Source organism: Pseudarthrobacter sp. LMD1-1-1.1 (assembly GCF_040676255.1).
In the GTDB taxonomy this organism is placed as follows: Bacteria; Actinomycetota; Actinomycetes; order Actinomycetales; family Micrococcaceae; genus Arthrobacter.
Window position 1 is genome coordinate 741,758 of record NZ_JBEGHP010000012.1, and the last position, 16,932, is coordinate 758,689.

Here is a 16,932-nt window from a genome sequence, read left to right on the forward strand (position 1 = left end):
GTTGACTGCCTCTTTGGCCATTGAAGTGCATCCTTTGTGCAGCAATACTCATCTGAGTCACTTGTGCTGGAGATCACAGCGCGTGTCAATGTGGACACTAGGAGAAACAATGAGCGTAGAGCAGCGCCCGGCCAACAACGCCGGGCATGCACCCGAAGGATCAGGACTGAAGAGGATTGTTGCCGCCTCCATGGTGGGCACCGTTGTGGAATGGTACGAGTTCTTCCTCTACGCCACCGCTGCCACCCTGGTCTTCGGCAAGTACTTCTTTCCGTCAACGGGCAACGACCTGGACGGAATCATCCAGGCCTTCCTCACCTACGCCGTCGGCTTCATCGCCCGTCCCCTGGGCGGCATCGTGTTCGGCCAGATCGGTGACAAGCTGGGCCGCAAACCCACCCTGCAGCTCACCATCGTGATCATCGGCATCTCCACGTTCCTGATGGGCTGCCTGCCCGGCTTCGCCGACATCGGATACCTGGCCCCCGCGCTGCTGGTGGCCCTGCGCTTCATCCAGGGCTTCGCCCTGGGCGGCGAGTGGGGCGGTGCCGTGCTCCTGGTGGCCGAACACAGCCCCAACAAGACGCGCGCCTTCTGGTCCAGCTGGCCCCAGGCCGCCGTCCCGGTGGGCAACCTCCTGGCCACCCTGGTGCTGTACATCATGTCCACCACCCTCAGCAGCGAGGCGTTCCTCGGCTGGGGCTGGCGCGTGGCGTTCTGGCTCTCCGCCGTGATCGTCTTCGTGGGCTACTACATCCGCACCAACGTCAGCGAGTCGCCTATCTTCCTCGAAGCCAAGGAGCTGGTGGAGAAGGAACAGGCCGTCAGCTACGGCGTCTTCGAGGTCCTGCGCAAGTACCCCAAGGGCATCTTCCAGGCCATGGGCCTGCGGTTCGCGGAAAACATCATGTACTACCTGGTGGTCAGCTTCGCGATTGTCTACCTCAAGAGCGTGCACAAGTACGACACTTCCTCGCTCCTGCTGGCGCTGCTGATCGCCCACGTCATCCACTTCGCCATCATTCCGCAGTACGGCCGGCTGGCGGACCGGATCGGCCGCAAGCCCGTCTACCTCGCGGGCGCCATCCTGGGTGCCACCTGGCCGTTCTTCGCCTTCCCGATGTTCGATACCCGGAACGCAGTGGTCATCGTCCTGGCCGTCACCATCGGTCTGTGCCTGCACGGCCTGATGTACGCGGGACAGCCGGCCATCATGGCCGAGATGTTCCCCACCCGCATGCGGTACTCGGGCGCATCCCTCGGCTCGCAGGTGACGTCCATCTTCGCCGGATCCCTGGCGCCGCTGCTGGCCACCCAGTGGCTGAAGGACACCGGTTCGTGGGTGCCCACCGCCATTTACCTGGTGGTGGCCTGTGCCATCACCACCGTGGCCGTGCTAAGCCTGAAGGAAACCAGGGGCATTGCCCTGGAGGATGTGGACAAGGAAGACGCGGCCCGCGAAGGTCTGCTGACCGCTGCACGGCGTTGACCTGGCTGGTGGGCTGACCGGGGCGTTTGACCGGTTGGGCGCACAAGTCGTTGGCTGTACACAAGGAGAACTGCAATGGACAACACATTGAATGGACGCAAGGCGCTGGTCACCGGCGGAGCCAGCGGAATCGGGGCCGCGTGCGTGCGCGCACTGGCGGCGCGGGGAGCCAAAGTGGTGGTGGCCGACGTCGACGCCGCCGCTGCTGCGGCCCTCGCCGATGAGGTGGGCGGGAGTGCCTGGGAAGTGGACCTGCTGGATGTCGACGCCCTGGCCGCACTGAGCCTGGACTGCGACATCCTGGTCAACAACGCCGGCATCCAGCGCATCAACCCCATCGAGGAGTTCGATCCCGCGGACTTCCGCCGGATCATCAGCCTGATGCTGGAGGCCCCGTTCCTGCTCATCCGGGCCGCGTTGCCGCACATGTACGCCAACAACTTCGGCCGCGTCATCAACCTGTCCTCGGTTCACGGCCTCCGCGCATCTCCGTTCAAAAGTGCGTATGTCTCCGCCAAGCACGGTCTCGAAGGACTCAGCAAGGTGACGGCGCTTGAAGGGGGCCCGCACGGTGTTACATCGAACTGCGTCAACCCCGGATACGTGCGCACGCCCCTGGTGGAGAAGCAGCTCGCGGACCAGGCCAAGATGCACGGCATCCCGGAGTCGGAGGTCCTCGCGAAGGTGTTGCTCACCGAAGCCGCCATCAAGCGCCTGGTGGAACCGGACGAGGTAGCCTCCCTGGTGGCCTGGCTGGCGTCCCCGGATGCCGGCATGGTCACTGGTGCCAGCTACACCATGGACGGCGGCTGGTCAGCCCGTTAGTACATCAGTCCAGGGGCTTGACCAGCCGGTGGTCAAAGAAGAAGACGCCGTACGGGGTCTTCACTCCCACTGACCGGCGGTCCTGCCACACGACGACCCCTTCGCGCCTGCCGCTGAAGGGGTCGTCGCCTATGACCGTGTCCCCTACCCGGTAAGGGCAGCGGGGGCTGAAAACCGTCAACGTCCGGCCCCATGCCCCCGAAAGGGCAGCCCCGAGGCTGACGGGCCGGCCCATGCCGGCAAGATCCTGTACGTAGTCCTTGGCCATGCGACCAACTCCTCCGAGCGGCAGCCCGCCGCCTGCTAACGGTGCTGGTTGGCGGAACGCTCCCAGCAGAGGATGGTCCTCCCATTCCGGCCGCCACCGTACGCCCACGCTATGCGCTATTCACACCAGCCACACCAGTAACAGGTACTCGAGTTTGGGTGCCGGTACTACTTGGCCTTCCCGGTCCCGTTGATGATCTCGTCGGCGTTGTCGAACGCCCAGGCCACCAGCGGCACCAGCAGCGCGCTCAACTCGTAGCCCCGCTCGGTGAGGCTGTAGTCAACCCGTGGAGGGATGACCGGCTGCGCGTCCCTGCTGACCAGGCCGTCGCGTTCCAGCGTCTTCAACGTCTGTGCCAGCATTTTCTCGCTGATGCCCTCGGCCCGCCGTCGTAAGTCACTCCACCGCTGCTCACCCTCGGACAGGGCCACCAGGATCAGGACACCCCATTTGCTGGTGACGTGGTCCAGTACGGTCCGGCTGGGGCACCCGGCCGCGAACACGCCGTCGGCAAATGCGGGAGGCAGGGGAGCTGCTTTCATGGGCCCAGCTTACCTGGAGGTCAGTACCTTACTTCAAAGTGCGTACTCTCTTTCGGGAAGTTATCTGCCGCCGGCCCGGTTGTGCCCACTGACAGAGCAAAAAATCCCGAAAGGAATCATTGTGAGCATCGTTGTTACAGGCGCCACCGGCCAGCTTGGCCGCCACGTTCTTGAAGCCCTCCTGGAACGCGGCGTGCCGGCCGGAGAAATCGTCGCAGCAGGCCGGTCCGTTGAAAAGCTCGCTGACTTCGCTGCCCGCGGGGTTCAAGTGAAGGCGATGGATTACGCCGACGCCGGTTCAGTTGCTGCTGCCCTGAAGGGTGCCAAGCGCGTGCTGCTGATCTCCGGCAGCGAAGTGGGACAGCGGGTTGACCAGCACCGCACCGTCATCGAAGCCGCCAGGGCCGAGGGCGTGGAACTGCTTGCCTATACCAGCATCGCCAACGCTGACACCACCGCCATGTTGCTGGCCAACGAGCACAAGGCCACCGAAGCCCTGCTGCGTGAATCGGGTGTCCCCTTCGTGCTGCTGCGCAACGGCTGGTACCTGGAAAACTACACCCAACAGCTTCCCGGGATCCTCGCGCAGGGAGCCGTCGCAGGAAGCGCCGGTGACGGCAAGGTCAGCGGTGCCTCACGGGCCGACTACGCCCACGCAGCCGCCGCGGTCCTGGTGGCCGACGACCAGGCCGGCAAAGTCTACGAACTGGGCGGCGACGACGCGTTCAGCATGGCCGACCTCGCATCGGAGATCAGCGCTGCCACCGGAAAGTCCATCAGCTACAACGACCTGCCCGCGGGGGAGTACGCAGGCCTGCTCGCATCCGTGGGCGTGCCGGAGGCTTTCGCTGAAATCCTTGCGGACTCCGACCTTGGCATTGCGCGCGGCGATCTCCTGGTCAGCACCGGCGACCTCCGCCGGCTGATCGGGCGCCCGACGACGTCCCTTGGCCAGGCGGTCAGGGCCGCCGCTGCTGCCGCTTAGGACGGCGGAACGCCAAAGGTGCCCGGCCCCATGAGGGGCCGGGCACCTTTTTTGTTGTGCTTGCCGGGGCGCGGCGTTATTCGCTGGTTAGTCGCCGCCCGCGGTCAGGACATAGCGTGGCATCACTTCACGAGGTCGTTGGTGTACGTATCGGCCAGCTTGATCTCCTTGTTTCCGACGTCCGGGTTGGCTACCTGCTGGGTCTTCAGGACTGCCTGGACGCCGTCGTCGGTGAATGTGCCGTCCTTGCTCAGGGTCTTCTTGAGGTCCTCGATCACCTTGGCATAGAGGTCCTTGTCTCCGCCGGCGAAGCTTTCCGGCATCTTGGCCGCGATTTCGGCGCCCGAATGCCCGTTGATGTACTCCAGGGTCCGCTTGATGGCCTTGGCCAGCTTGGCGGCGGTGTCCTTGTTCTGGTTCAGCCACTCGGTCTTGGCGTAAAGGCAGGCGGAAGGCCAGGAATCGGTGGCGAACACTTCCTTCAGGCCCTCCGACGTCCGGACATCCTCCAGCACTACGGGATTGTGGCCGATGCGCTTGGTGAGGACTGACACGTCCGGTTCGAGCATGACGGCTGCATCCACCTGGCCCTGCTCGACAGCGGCAACGGCGGAAGACCCGGCGCCGATGGCGGACACGGCTGCATCAGTTTGTTGCATGTTGTTCTTCGCCAGCAGGAACTTCACGAACATGTCCGTGGAGGAGCCCGGGGCGGTGACGCCGACGTTCTTGCCCTTCAGGTCGGCAATGGATTTGATCTGGCCTTCGTTCTTCGGGGCCACCAGCAGCGCAAGGCCCGAGGACTGGCCCATGTCCACGAACGCCTTGATCTGCTGGTTCTTGGCCTGCATCTGGATCGTGTGCTCGTAGTAGCCGCTGGTCACGTTGGTGCTGCCGCCAATCATGGCGGTCAGGGCCTTGGAGCCGCCTTGGAGGTCCTGAAGCTCAACGTCCACGCCCTCATCCTTGTAGTACCCAAGTTGCTGGGCCAGGGTGGTCGGCAGGTAGGTCAGGAGGGTCTGTCCGCCGACGCCGATGACCACCTTGCCGCCCCCGCCGCCGGCAGCGGCGGATCCGCTTTGTCCGGGAGGGGCGGCCGCGGGGGCGCCACAGGCGGAGAGTGCCAGGGCAACCGAGGCAACCAGGGTCAGTGGCCGGAGGAGGACCCGGCCACGGCGCCGGGTTGCTTTCTGTGTCATGAGTGTCCCTTTCAGGCGGGTTGTTGAGTTTCTGCGCCGGTAAAGCAGCTGTTGGCCGGTCGGGGTCAGGAAGACCGGACCGGGCGCCACCTGAGCAGGTGCCGTTCCAGGCGGTTGACGAGGAGGTCGATGATCAGCACGACGATCATGAGGATGAACATCCCCGCGAACACGCCCTTGGTATCGAATACGCCCTGCGCCTGCGCGATGGCGTATCCCACGCCGCCCGAAGCGCCCAGGTACTCACCCACCACTGCGCCGGTAATGGCGAAGCCGACGCTGATATGCAGGCTGGAGAAGATCCAGGTCAGTGCACTCGGAATGAAGACGTGGCGCAGGAGCTGCTTTTCGCTGGCCCCCAGCATCCTGGCGTTGTCCACCAGGACCCGGTCCACGCTCTTGACGCCTTCCAGGGTGTTGAAGAAGACGATGAAAAACACCAGGGTGAAGCCGAATGCGACCTTGGACCAGATGCCAAGGCCGAACCACAGCAGGAAGATCGGAGCCAGGACCACGCGGGGGAGCGCGTTGAACATCTGGAGGAAGGGGTCCAGCAACCGTTCAAGGAAGCGGACGCGGGCGAGGATGAAGCCCAGGAGGAGTCCGACGGCGGCCCCGACCAGGAAGGCGAGGATGGCTTCCTGCATGGTCACCCAGAGATGGGGGAACACGAACCCTGAGGACACCCAGAGCCACACGGTCTGGAAGATGTCCGAGGGAAGGGGGAAGAAGAATTCGTCAATCACCCCGGCCCGGCCCAGGACCTCCCACGCTCCCAGGACGAGAACCGTGAGGAGGAGTTGGATGCTCCGCATGGCCAGGGGCGACATTTCTCCCCGGCGGGCGGGGCGGCTGACCGGGCTGCGGTCATGGGTGCTGCCGGGTGAGCCGTTCCCGCGGGAACCCGGCCTCCGTGAACCAAGGATGGTCATGCTGCCTCACCTTCCTCCGCCATGGCGCTTTCGTAGGTCTTTGAGACTTCGATTTTCAGGCGGCCCCAGATCTCCCGGTGCAGGGCAACGAAGCGTGGGTCATCCCGGATGTCCAGCAGGTCGCGGGGGCGGGGAATGTCGATCTGGTAGCTTCCCACCACGGTGCTCCCGGGGCCTGCGCCCAGGATGACCACTTCGTCGGACAAGGCAATCGCTTCGTCGAGGTCGTGGGTAATGAAGACCACCGCCTTGCCGGATTCCTGCCAAAGCTGCAGGAGTTCGTTTTCCATGATTTGGCGCGTCTGGACGTCGAGCGCAGAGAAGGGTTCGTCCATGAGGAGGATGTCCGGGTTCACAATCCAGGCCTGTGCGATGGCGGTGCGCTTGCGCATGCCGCCGCTGAGCTGGTGCGGATAGCGGTCCGCAAAGTTCTTGAGGCCCACCTTTTCGAGCCAGCGCCGGGATTCCGAGTGGGCCTCGGCCTTGGAGACGCCGGCCATGGTCAGGCCCAGGCTGACGTTGTCGATGACGGTTTTCCACGGCAGCAGGGCGTCTTGCTGGAACATGTAGGACGCCCGGCGGTTCACTCCCGACACCGATTCGCCGAAGCTCTTGACCTCGCCAAAGCTGGGTGTCAGGAGGCCTGCAGCCATGTTCAGGATGGTGGACTTTCCTGATCCGGTCGGGCCAACGATCGAGACGAAGCGGCCGGGTTCAACCTTTAGGTCGATGTCGCGGACTGCGAAGTAGGTCTCGCCTCCGGAGGTTGGAAATTGTTTGGTGCACCCGGTGAGCTCCACGGCATATCCGGACGTGGCTGGCTGTGCAGCTGGCATCTTTGCCTCTTCCCGGCCAACTCCGGCCGCTTGTTTCCCCCTGCTGGTTCACGCTCTCGGAACGATGGTGGTGCATCGGTCCGCGTCCGGAGTCCCGTGTACGGACTCCGTTTGTACTACTCATCAGCAGGACTGGCCCGCCACATCGTGGGTTCTCCATCATGATGTGGACCTGATGCTAACAGTTACTTCGGTCACACTCAACGCCCCCATGGCTCATACACTTTCCCCATGAGCTCCAGCGAAACGTCGGCGACCCCCCTGTTGGTCCTGCGAAAGATCACTGCCATCCTCGATGCCTTTTCCCTCGTCCGGCCCGAATTGTCGCTGGCTGAGATCCGTTCCAGTACGGGGGTGCCGCACTCCACGGTGCAGCGCCTGGTGGCGAACATGGTGCAGGAAGGGATCCTGGACCGGCACGGGGACCGCTACCGGGTAGGGGTGCGGATGGCCCACTGGGCTGCGCCGGCAACCCAGGGCCTGGATTTCCTGGAACTGCTGACTCCCGTGCTGCGGAGGCTTCGTGACGAACTGGGTGAGACGGCCTGCATCTTCCGCGAATCCCAGGGAAAGCGCGTCTGCATTGCCTTGGCCGAGACCCGCCGCATGCTCCGGCGGGCGGTGAGCGTGGGTGAAATCATGCCGCTGCACGTGGGTGCGGCGGGCCGGGTCCTGCTGGCCTGGAACCCGGAAGTTGCGAATGAGGTGTACCGGTCGGGCCTGGCGTCCCTGACCGACCAGACCATTACCGATGCCGCGAGCCTGGAGGAATCGGTTGCGAAAGTCCGGGCAGATGGTTTCGCCATCACTACCGGTGAGCGCGTGTCCGGCGCCAGCGGAATCTCAGCTCCGATCTTCGGGCCGCAGGGTGAACTCTTCGGGGCCCTGACGGTGATGGGTCCCGCGCTGAGGATGCCCTTTGACGTCTGTGCGTCCTGGGTGGAACAGGTACTGGCGGCCGCTGAGGAGGGCACCCGGATGATCGGCGGCACCATCCCCCAGTAGGACCGGTTCTCAGATCCCTCTATCCACATTGTGAATTTGGGTCCACAATATGAGTTATCGCCAACAATGCATCGCGATCCACGGCAGGCCGGGCAACGCGGCCCGGGCACCGGCTGCCGGCAGAACAGGAGTCCCAAAGATGGTGGAAACTTCACAGAGCGCGCCCACTGGCGGCGTGCGCCGTGGTCAGCACACAGACTTCGGACCTGGCGCCCGGGAGTGGGCCGGCCCCGGCGCTGCACCTGCCCTCGGTGGCGTGGGAACGGCGGGCGGGCCGCTCGCCGGCGTGCGGGTCCTGGAGCTCGGCTCACTGATCGCGGGCCCGTTTGCAGGACGGCAGCTCGCAGACTTCGGTGCGGAGGTTATCAAGATCGAGTCCCCTGACCGTCCCGACCCCATGCGTGAATGGGGCCGGGCCCGGATCGACGGCCACACCCTGTGGTGGTCGGTGCAGTCCAGGGGGAAGAAATGCGTGACTCTGGACCTCAAGTCGGCCCGCGGACGTGATCTGTTCCTGGAGCTCTGCAGGGAAGCCGACGTCATCCTGGAGAACTTCCGCCCTGGAACACTCGAGAAACTCGGGCTCGCCCCCGAGGTGCTGTGGCAAAGCAACCCGGGCCTGGTCATCGCCAGGGTTTCCGGCTACGGCCAGACCGGACCGGATGCGAATAAGCCGGGCTACGCTTCCGTGGCCGAGGCCCGCGGCGGCCTGCGCCACCTCAATGGATATCCGGACCAGGCACCGCCACGGACGGGCATCTCGCTGGGGGACAGCCTGGCGTCGCTCTACGCACTGCAGGGAATCCTGCTTGCCCTGTACTGGCGGGACGCCAAGGGAGGAACCGGGCAGGTCGTTGACGTGTCCCTCGTTGAAGCATGCTTCTCCCTCCTGGAAAGTGCCGTGCCCGACTACGCGGCTGCAGGCATTGTGCCGGGCCCCAGCGGTTCCGGGCTGAAGGGGATAGCGCCGTCGAATATCTTCCGCTCCAGCGACGGAAAATGGGTGGTGATCGCTGCCAACCAGGACTCGGTGTTCGTGCGGCTGGCTGCCGCAATGGGCAGCCCGGAGCTGGCCTCCGACCCCCTCTACAGCAACCACGCATCCCGGGGCGTCAACCAGGAGGCGTTGGAACAACTGATCGCCGACTGGGCCGCCGGCTTCGACCACTCGGAACTGGTGGCGTGCCTTGATCGGCACGCTGTTCCCAACAGCACTGTGAGTACCATCGAGGACATCTTCGAAGACCCCCAGCTTCGGGCGCGCGGGATGCTGGTGGAAGTTGCCGACGAACAGTTGGGAACGGTGGTCCAGCCGGGCGTCATCCCCAAGCTGTCCCGGACCAGCGGCGGTATTGCATGGAACGGGCCGCTGGCGCCCGGCTCCCACAACAGCGACGTCTACGGGGGTCTGCTCAACATGAATGTCGAAGAACTGCAGCATGCCAAGGACGAGGGTGCCATCTGATGAACGGAATGACGGGAACCGGTACTCCCGGGGGAGCAGTCTCAATCGTGGACGTCAGTCCCCGGGACGGGCTGCAGAATGAAAAAGTTCCGGTCAGCACCCGCGACAAGCTGCGCCTTATCAACGATCTGATTGCCCTGGGCGCCAGGCGGATTGAGGCGGTGAGCTTCGTAAACCCCAAAAAGGTTCCGCAAATGGCCGATGCCGATGCCGTCATGGCGGGGGTGCCGCGGGACGCCGGTGCCAACTACATCGGCCTGGTGCTGAACACCCGGGGCGCGCACAGGGCCGTGGACGCGGGCGTGGACGAGATCAACTATGTCCTGCCGGTGACCGATGCCTTTGCAGCGGCCAACCAGAACACGACGGTCGCCGCCGCCCTTGATGCCCTGGAGGAAGTATCCGGAATCGCTGCCTCTGCCGGCATCCCTGTCACGGTCACGGCCGCCGTCGCCTTTGGCTGCCCGTACCAGGGCGACGTGCCCGGGGAACAAGCTCTTTCGGTCGTCCGCAGCGCACTGCAACGAGGCCAGCTGGCCGAGGTTGCCTTGGCGGACACCATCGGCTGCGCCGTCCCCTGGCAGGTCAACGGGGTCTTTGCCGCCCTGGCGTCTGAAACGGATGTGCCGCTGCGGGCCCACCTGCACGAGACGCGCCACACTGCGTTGGCGAATACCTATGCCGCCATGGCGGCCGGGGTCAAGGTCTTCGACAGTGCCGTGGGAGGCCTGGGCGGTTGCCCCTTTGCCCCCGGCGCGGCCGGCAATGTTTCCACGGAGGACCTGGCATGGATGCTGGAGCGGGCAGGGTTTTCCACCTCGATTGATCCGCTGGCTGCCACCGAGCTGGGCCGCTGGATCTGCGCCAAAGTGGAGACCGCGCCGCGCTCGGGGCTCGCCGGCGCAGGAGTGTTCCCCAAGGCTGCGTAGGCCCAGGGGAACACTCCGCACCGAACTCCCGAACGGCGGCTATCGGCGTCTTTTCCTAGCCCCGGCTGCTCCGGGCGGCAGCCTCCATCCCGCCGTCCCTGCCGACCACCGGCAGCGGCGACGTCTCGTCCTCAAGGTGGGCCCGCCGTCGTCCGTCACCCTTGATCCACAGCCGGTACGCCAGGACCAGCAGCCCCAGCCACACGGCGCCCACGTACAGTGCGATCCGGGTGTCCTCGAACGCGCCCAGTACGGCAATCACCAGCGCCATGAACGCGATGGTGAGGACAGAGGCGGCAGGCCACCATGGGGACGGGAATTCCGACGCCGGCAGACCCTTCCGCGCGATTTCCCGCTTCATGGCCACGTGGGACGCCAGAATCATGACCCACACCCAGACGGTGGCGAAGGTGGCGATGGACGCAATAACGAGGAACACGTCTTCCGGGATGACGGCGTTGAGGACCACGCCCACCAGCAGGATCCCGGCCATCATGACCACGGTCATCCAGGGGACGCCGTGCCGCGAGACCTTCCCGAAGGCTGCGGGCGCGTGGAGCTGATTGGAGAGTCCAAAGAGGATGCGCCCGGCGCCGAAGATGTCGCTGTTGATCGCAGAGAGGGCGGCCGTGATGACCACCGCGTTGAGGATGTGCGGTGCGGCCGGGATGCCGAGGCTGCTGAAGATCTGGACGAACGGGCTGCCGCTGGTGCCCACCTGGTCCCACGGGAAGAGACTCATCAGGACTCCCAGGGTCAGGACGTAGAACAGCAGCACCCGCACCGGCACCGTGTTGACGGCCTTGGGGATGACCTTCTTGGGATCTGCTGCCTCGCCGGCTGTGATGCCCAGCGTCTCGATCCCGCCGAAGGCGAACATCACCACGGCGAAGGATGCCAGCAGGCCCTCGAAGCCGTTCGGGAACAGGCCGCCATGCTCAACGAGGTTGCCCAGGCCGGGCGCCACGGTGGAGTCCGCGGCCTGGAAGCCGAACACGATGATGGCGGCGCCGCCGGCGATCATGGCAATAATGGCCGCCACCTTGATCAGCGAGAACCAGAACTCCAGTTCGCCGAAGACCTTGACGCTGAGCAGGTTCAAGGCCGCCAGGAAGCAGATGACGGCCAGGATCCAGATCCAGCGGTCCACCTGCGGGAACCAGAACCCCATATAGATGCTGAACGCTGTGACGTCGGCGATGGCGACGATCGCCATCTCGAACACGTACGTCCAGCCGGTCACGAAGCCGGCCAGGGGGCCAAGATAACGGCTCGCATACTGGCTGAAGGAGCCCGACACCGGGTGCCGCACCGCCATCTCGCCCAGGGCCCGCATCACCATGAACACCGCGGCGCCGCCGATGATGTAGGCCAGCAGGACGGCCGGCCCTGCTTTCTGGATCGCGGAGGCGGAGCCGTAGAAGAGGCCCGTGCCGATGGCCGAGCCCAAGGCCATGAAGCGGATGTGCCGGACATTGAGGCCCCTGTTGAGGACCTGCCCGACGACGGCTGCCGGCTGTTGCGTTTCCACCGGACGTTGGGTCCGGGTTGGGGTGGGTTGCATAGAGTTACCTTCTCGTCTTTGGGAGGGGAGCCGCTAACCAGCAGACTATTTCCGGCCCGTTCGTGATGAGGCTCACGGAGGCTTGGTGTCTTCGGTTCCAGACTGTGGGCAGTGAGATGCGTTCGACGGCGGCACGCGGATTGACGCGCTGAGGCACCATTCGCTGCAGAGGGCCTGGCGGCCGGCAGCCCCCGGCGTGAATGTCAGTGGGTCGATGGATGATGTGGTTATGGGAATCAGCGGTGGTCTTGGGGCGGTGTTGGAGGGTGTCCGCGCCTCTGTTGCTGCCCTTGATGCGCTGGAGAAAGAGGACGCTTTCCTGGCTTCCGGGGCTCATGGTGGTGCCGGTGTGGATATTGGTGCGGGGACGGATGTTTTGCAGCGGCGGTATGGGATCCGGCTGGAACGGCTGGAGCTTATGGCACGGCTGGAGGCGCAACTGGCTGCGGTGAAAGCGGAGACCGCTGCTGAGGCAGTGGAGTTCCAGCAGGCGATGACGTCGCCGGACGCCTCGGTCGAGGACCGCACTTATGCTGACATGTCGGTGGTGGAGGAGATCGCCGGGGTGCTGACCATCAGCTCCGCGGCCGCGGGCGCCCTTGTGGAGCAGTCACGGCGGATCTGTTCCCTGCCGCCGGTGTTCGATGCACTGTCCGCCGGGGACATGTCCTGGCAGCACGCCCGCATCGTTGCGGACGAAACCGAGAGCCTCGACTGGACTGGTGCTGCTGCGCTGGTGGCGCATTTCTTCGACCCTGACGCACCCCAGCCCGCCCGCGGCGCCGCCCCCGGCGAGCTCGTCCCGTCCCGGTTCCGGGCCAAGGTCCGTGGGTGGAGGGAACGCCATCATCCCGGACTCCATCGAGAAGCGGCACGCCAAGGGTGCGGCGGACCGGCGGATGGAATATGTCCCCGACCGGGACGGCATGGCCTGGATCTCGCTGTACCTGCCCGGGGACACCGCGTGCGCCATCTGGAACCGGACCACCGCCACCGCCCGCGGCCTCCAAGGGCCCACCGAAGAGCGCACCCTCACCCAACTCCGCCCCGACATCGCAGCCTCGCTGCTCCTCGGTACCGGGCAGGTTGCGGGTGAACGTTCCTCTGGCACCACCGCGGCCACCGCAAGCACGACCGCGATGGGAAAGGTGCCCACCCCGCGGGCCGACGTCCTGGTCACCGTTCCCGTGTTCGCCCTCCTCGGAGCCACCGATGAACCCGCCGTACTGGACGGCTTCGGACCAATCCCGGCATCCATGGCCCGCAAACTCGTCGCCGACGGGGCGGACTCCTTCTACCGGGTCCTGGTCGACCCCCGCGACGGGGCACCGCTGGAGATCGGAAGGAAGAACTACCGGCTCACCGAAACCATCAAACGCTGGATCAGGCTGCGCGATGCCAAGTGCACCTTCCCCGGCTGCACCAACCGCACCCCTGACAACGAAACCGACCACCTCCAAGCGTGGCAACACGGCGGCACCACCAACGTCAGCAACCTGGCCCAGCTCTGCCCCAAACATCACCGGCTCAAACACCACACCAGATGGACACCGGACCCGGCCAACAAGAATGAACCACCCGGCTGGACCTCACCAACAGGCAGGCACTACAACCCAGAACACCCCGACCCCGAACCAACCCACTGGCCACAACGGCTCCTGGCGTTGTTCGGCGACGCCTCGGAACGGGAGACTTCAGCCGGGGCACTGGAGTGGCCGGACGGGTACGTGCCCGAACACTTCGGCTTGCTTGAGGAGCTAAGCGTCCCCGACGATCCCGGTCCCAGGGACGACCAGCTTCCGGCTGATCCTTTTCCGGAGTGGAACTTGTTTTTGGACTTCGACGAACTGCAGGCAATGGCTTATTGAGGCCGCCCGTCGGCAACCCAAGCCACGGGCCGGGCTGAGGACCGCGGCCAACGTTGTCGGCCCATGGAGGGGATCCGTGTGCAATGTCTGGTATTCCAGACATTGCACCCCTACTATGAGTCGAAATGGTGAACGCCGAGGGCGCAAGCTTGAGTACGGGATACCGGACAGAGCTACCCAGAAAGACCCTTTTCGCCCATGAGCACCGCACTAAGCGCCGCATCACGAAACACCGCATCACGAACCACCGAAACACCCGGTACTGCAGCACCGGGTGCCGAACCGCGAGCCGCGCAAGCCCGAGCAGCGGAAGCTCGAGCCACCGAAGCCCGGGCCCCCCGTCCCGCGGTGAAGGCGTCCTCCAAGGTTCCCGCCGCAGAAAACACCCTGCGCATCCTCAAGTTGCTGGCTTCCAGGCGGGGGCCGATGGCGGCATCCCAGATTGCCTCCAGCCTGGACCTGCCCCGGTCCAGCGTCTACCACCTGCTGGGGGTGATGGAGGCGAATGGCTTCGTCCTTCATCTCCACGAGGAGCAGCGGTACGGCCTTGGCATCAGCGCCTTCGAACTCAGCTCCGCCTACTCCCGGCAGGAACCGCTGTCCAGGCTGGGCCGTCCCCTGCTCGCAAGCCTGGTGGATGCTATCGGCGAGAGCGCCCACCTTGCCGTGCTCCATGGCCGGGACGTGCTGTACATCGTCGAGGAACGGGCCAAGAACCGCCCGTCACTGGTGACCGACGTCGGCGTCCGCCTTCCCAGCCACCTCACGGCCAGCGGCCGCGCCATCCTTGCCGCCCTGCCCAAGTCCCAGGTCCGGGCGCTCTACCCCAACGCCGCCGCCTTCAGCGCGCGGCACGAGGTGGCGGGCGCCATCATGAAGTACTCGGCGCTTTCCTCGCACCTGGACCAGGTCAGGCAACGCGGGTATGCCACCGAGCACGGCGAGGTGACCCCGGGCTTCGGTTCCATCGCCGCCGCCGTCACCGACCACCTGGGCTGGCCCACTGCCGCTGTCGCGGTCACATTCCTGGAAGACAAGCTGGCCCCGGAGGAATGGCCGGCGCTGGCCGCCCGGGTCCAGAAGGTGGCTGATGAGCTCTCTGTCCGGATCCATGGACGCCCCACCAAGTAAAAGCTGTCAACCATAACCCCTTGGCAGCAGGCCTCGGGCGCGTCTGGCATCCCGGACAGCACCCATGCAAAAGCCCTGTGAAGCCCTTCCTGGAGGGGCTTTAGTGGATACAGAACTTCTTTCCTCCGTCAGACACACCACCCAGAAGGAGCCCACCATGGCACCCGCCGATTTCACCACCGGTGCCCGCCCGGTCAAAGCAGCCCGCGGCACCGAGCTCACCGCCAAGTCCTGGCAGACCGAAGCGCCCCTGCGCATGCTGATGAACAACCTGGACCCCGAAGTGGCAGAACGCCCCGACGACCTGGTGGTCTACGGCGGCACCGGTCGCGCCGTCCGCTCCTGGGCCGCCTTCGATGCCATCACCCGCACCCTGCAGACCATGGAAAAGGACGAAACCCTCCTGGTTCAGTCCGGCAAGCCCGTGGGCGTGTTCCGCACCAACGAATGGGCACCCCGCGTGCTGCTGGCCAACTCCAACCTTGTCGGCGACTGGGCCACCTGGCCCGAATTCCGCCGGCTCGAGGCCGAAGGTCTCATGATGTACGGCCAGATGACCGCCGGCTCCTGGATCTACATCGGCACCCAGGGCATCCTGCAGGGCACGTTTGAGACCTTCGCCGCGATCGCCCGCAAGCTCACGGGGGACGAGAACGGCACCCTCGCCGGCACCCTGACCCTGACCGGCGGCTGCGGCGGCATGGGCGGGGCCCAGCCGCTCGCGGTCACCCTGAACGAAGGCGCCTGCCTGATCGTCGACGTCGACGAATCCCGCCTGCGCCGCCGCGCCGGCAAGCGCTACCTGGACGAGGTGGAAACCGACCTCGACGCCGCCATCGCCAAGGTGCTCAAGGCCAAGGAAGAGCGCCGCGGCTGGTCCGTGGGCTACGTGGGCAACGCCGCCGAAGTCTTCCCCGAAATCCTGCGCCGCCACAAGGCCGGCGAGCTCACCGTGGACATCGTCACCGACCAGACCTCGGCACACGATCCGCTGTCATACCTGCCCGAGGGCATCACCGTGGACGAGTGGCACCGCGAGGCTGCAGCGGATCCGGAAGGCTTCACCAAGAAAGCCCAGGCCTCCATGGCCCGCCACGTGCAGGCCATGGTGGAATTCCAGGATGCCGGCGCCGAGGTCTTCGACTACGGCAACTCCATCCGCGACGAGGCCCGCAAGGGCGGCTACGAGCGAGCCTTCGAGTTCCCCGGCTTCGTTCCCGCCTACATCCGGCCGCTCTTCTGCGAAGGCCTGGGCCCGTTCCGCTGGGTGGCCCTCTCCGGCGACCCCGAGGACATCCGTGTCACGGACGAGGCCATCAAGGAGCTGTTCCCCGAGAACAAGCACCTGCACCGTTGGATCGACGCAGCCCAGGAACGGGTGGAGTTCGAAGGCCTGCCGGCCCGCATCTGCTGGCTGGGCTACGGCGAACGCGCCAAGGCCGGCCTGCTGTTCAACCAGCTGGTCAAGGAGGGCAAGGTCAAGGCCCCCATCGTCATCGGCCGCGACCACCTGGACTCCGGTTCCGTCGCCTCCCCGTACCGTGAAACCGAAGCCATGGCGGACGGTTCGGACGCCATCGCCGACTGGCCCATGCTGAATGCCCTGCTCAACACCGCCTCCGGTGCCACCTGGGTGTCCCTGCACCACGGCGGCGGCGTGGGCATCGGCCGTTCCATCCACGCCGGCCAGGTCTCCGTCGCCGACGGCACCGACCTCGCCGCCGAAAAGCTCGAACGCCTCCTCACCAACGACCCCGGTATGGGCGTCATCCGCCACGCCGACGCCGGCTACGAGCGGGCCCTCGACGTCGCCAAGGAACGCGGTGTCCGCATCCCCATGCAGGAATCCCGCTAACCGAGCCCCAATTCCACATCGATTGCTCCGTAGGTGCCG

At 65.5% G+C, this 16,932-nt stretch carries 14 protein-coding genes and 1 pseudogene; 9 read left to right on the forward strand and 6 right to left on the reverse strand.

Annotated features, from left to right (window positions below; translation table 11 throughout):
* The first annotated feature begins 109 nt into the window (after positions 1-109).
* Positions 110-1,489: an MFS transporter gene (locus MRBLMD1_RS09050; RefSeq protein WP_364398949.1), complete on the forward strand. Its 1,380-nt coding sequence runs from the start codon at positions 110-112 to the stop codon at positions 1,487-1,489.
* A 75-nt stretch (positions 1,490-1,564) separates the two neighbouring features.
* The gene (locus MRBLMD1_RS09055) at positions 1,565-2,314 is read left to right on the forward strand and encodes a 3-hydroxybutyrate dehydrogenase (RefSeq protein ID WP_159633758.1); all 750 of its coding nucleotides are present in this window, start codon (positions 1,565-1,567) and stop codon (positions 2,312-2,314) included.
* A gap of 4 nt (positions 2,315-2,318) precedes the next feature.
* Here MRBLMD1_RS09055 and MRBLMD1_RS09060 read toward each other — a convergent pair whose 3' ends face one another.
* Both MRBLMD1_RS09060 and MRBLMD1_RS09065 read right to left on the reverse strand, forming a co-directional pair.
* Positions 2,319-2,582, reverse strand: coding sequence for a hypothetical protein (locus MRBLMD1_RS09060; RefSeq protein ID WP_159633755.1), 264 nt, complete (start codon positions 2,580-2,582; stop codon positions 2,319-2,321).
* Between the two features lie 167 nt (positions 2,583-2,749).
* A complete protein-coding gene (locus tag MRBLMD1_RS09065; RefSeq protein WP_159633752.1) occupies positions 2,750-3,124 on the reverse strand; it encodes a winged helix-turn-helix transcriptional regulator in 375 nt (124 codons plus the stop codon).
* Positions 3,125-3,245: 121 nt separating this feature from the next.
* Between MRBLMD1_RS09065 and MRBLMD1_RS09070 the strand changes: the two genes are divergently transcribed.
* Positions 3,246-4,109, forward strand: coding sequence for an SDR family oxidoreductase (locus MRBLMD1_RS09070; protein WP_364398952.1), 864 nt, complete (start codon positions 3,246-3,248; stop codon positions 4,107-4,109).
* 122 nt (positions 4,110-4,231) lie between these two features.
* On the opposite strand, the gene MRBLMD1_RS09075 is transcribed toward MRBLMD1_RS09070, so the two are convergent.
* The 3 genes from MRBLMD1_RS09075 to MRBLMD1_RS09085 form a co-directional block, all read right to left on the reverse strand.
* Entirely contained in the window at positions 4,232-5,308 is a 1,077-nt protein-coding gene (locus MRBLMD1_RS09075; protein WP_364398954.1) for an ABC transporter substrate-binding protein, read from the reverse strand.
* Between the two features lie 65 nt (positions 5,309-5,373).
* Positions 5,374-6,240, reverse strand: a complete 867-nt coding sequence (locus MRBLMD1_RS09080; protein WP_201302472.1) for an ABC transporter permease — start codon at positions 6,238-6,240, stop codon at positions 5,374-5,376.
* Positions 6,237-7,076 (reverse strand): ABC transporter ATP-binding protein, encoded by an 840-nt coding sequence (locus MRBLMD1_RS09085; protein ID WP_364398956.1) that lies wholly within the window; start codon positions 7,074-7,076, stop codon positions 6,237-6,239. The genes MRBLMD1_RS09080 and MRBLMD1_RS09085 overlap by 4 nt, the downstream gene beginning before the upstream one ends.
* Before the next feature lie 231 nt (positions 7,077-7,307).
* On the opposite strand from MRBLMD1_RS09085, the gene MRBLMD1_RS09090 reads away from it, so the two are divergent.
* The 3 genes from MRBLMD1_RS09090 (at position 7,308) to MRBLMD1_RS09100 (ending at position 10,475) form a co-directional block, all read left to right on the forward strand.
* Positions 7,308-8,081, forward strand: a complete 774-nt coding sequence (locus tag MRBLMD1_RS09090; RefSeq protein WP_364398958.1) for an IclR family transcriptional regulator — start codon at positions 7,308-7,310, stop codon at positions 8,079-8,081.
* A gap of 139 nt (positions 8,082-8,220) precedes the next feature.
* Complete coding sequence (locus MRBLMD1_RS09095; protein WP_364398960.1) at positions 8,221-9,546, forward strand: CaiB/BaiF CoA transferase family protein; 1,326 nt, start codon at positions 8,221-8,223, stop codon at positions 9,544-9,546.
* Complete coding sequence (locus MRBLMD1_RS09100) at positions 9,546-10,475, forward strand: hydroxymethylglutaryl-CoA lyase (protein WP_364398962.1); 930 nt, start codon at positions 9,546-9,548, stop codon at positions 10,473-10,475. The genes MRBLMD1_RS09095 and MRBLMD1_RS09100 overlap by 1 nt, the downstream gene beginning before the upstream one ends.
* Positions 10,476-10,530: 55 nt before the next feature.
* Here the strand turns inward: MRBLMD1_RS09100 and MRBLMD1_RS09105 are convergent, their stop codons facing one another.
* Positions 10,531-12,039, reverse strand: coding sequence for an amino acid permease (locus MRBLMD1_RS09105; protein WP_364398964.1), 1,509 nt, complete (start codon positions 12,037-12,039; stop codon positions 10,531-10,533).
* A gap of 229 nt (positions 12,040-12,268) precedes the next feature.
* Here MRBLMD1_RS09105 and MRBLMD1_RS21990 point away from each other — a divergent pair.
* From MRBLMD1_RS21990 to hutU, 3 genes and pseudogenes are all read left to right on the forward strand, one after another.
* Positions 12,269-13,907: pseudogene (locus MRBLMD1_RS21990) on the forward strand (DUF222 domain-containing protein).
* A gap of 348 nt (positions 13,908-14,255) precedes the next feature.
* A complete protein-coding gene (locus tag MRBLMD1_RS09120; protein WP_159635876.1) occupies positions 14,256-15,038 on the forward strand; it encodes an IclR family transcriptional regulator in 783 nt (260 codons plus the stop codon).
* Between the two features lie 157 nt (positions 15,039-15,195).
* Complete coding sequence (hutU, locus tag MRBLMD1_RS09125) at positions 15,196-16,893, forward strand: urocanate hydratase (RefSeq protein WP_307487692.1); 1,698 nt, start codon at positions 15,196-15,198, stop codon at positions 16,891-16,893.
* The last annotated feature ends 39 nt before the right edge of the window (positions 16,894-16,932 follow it).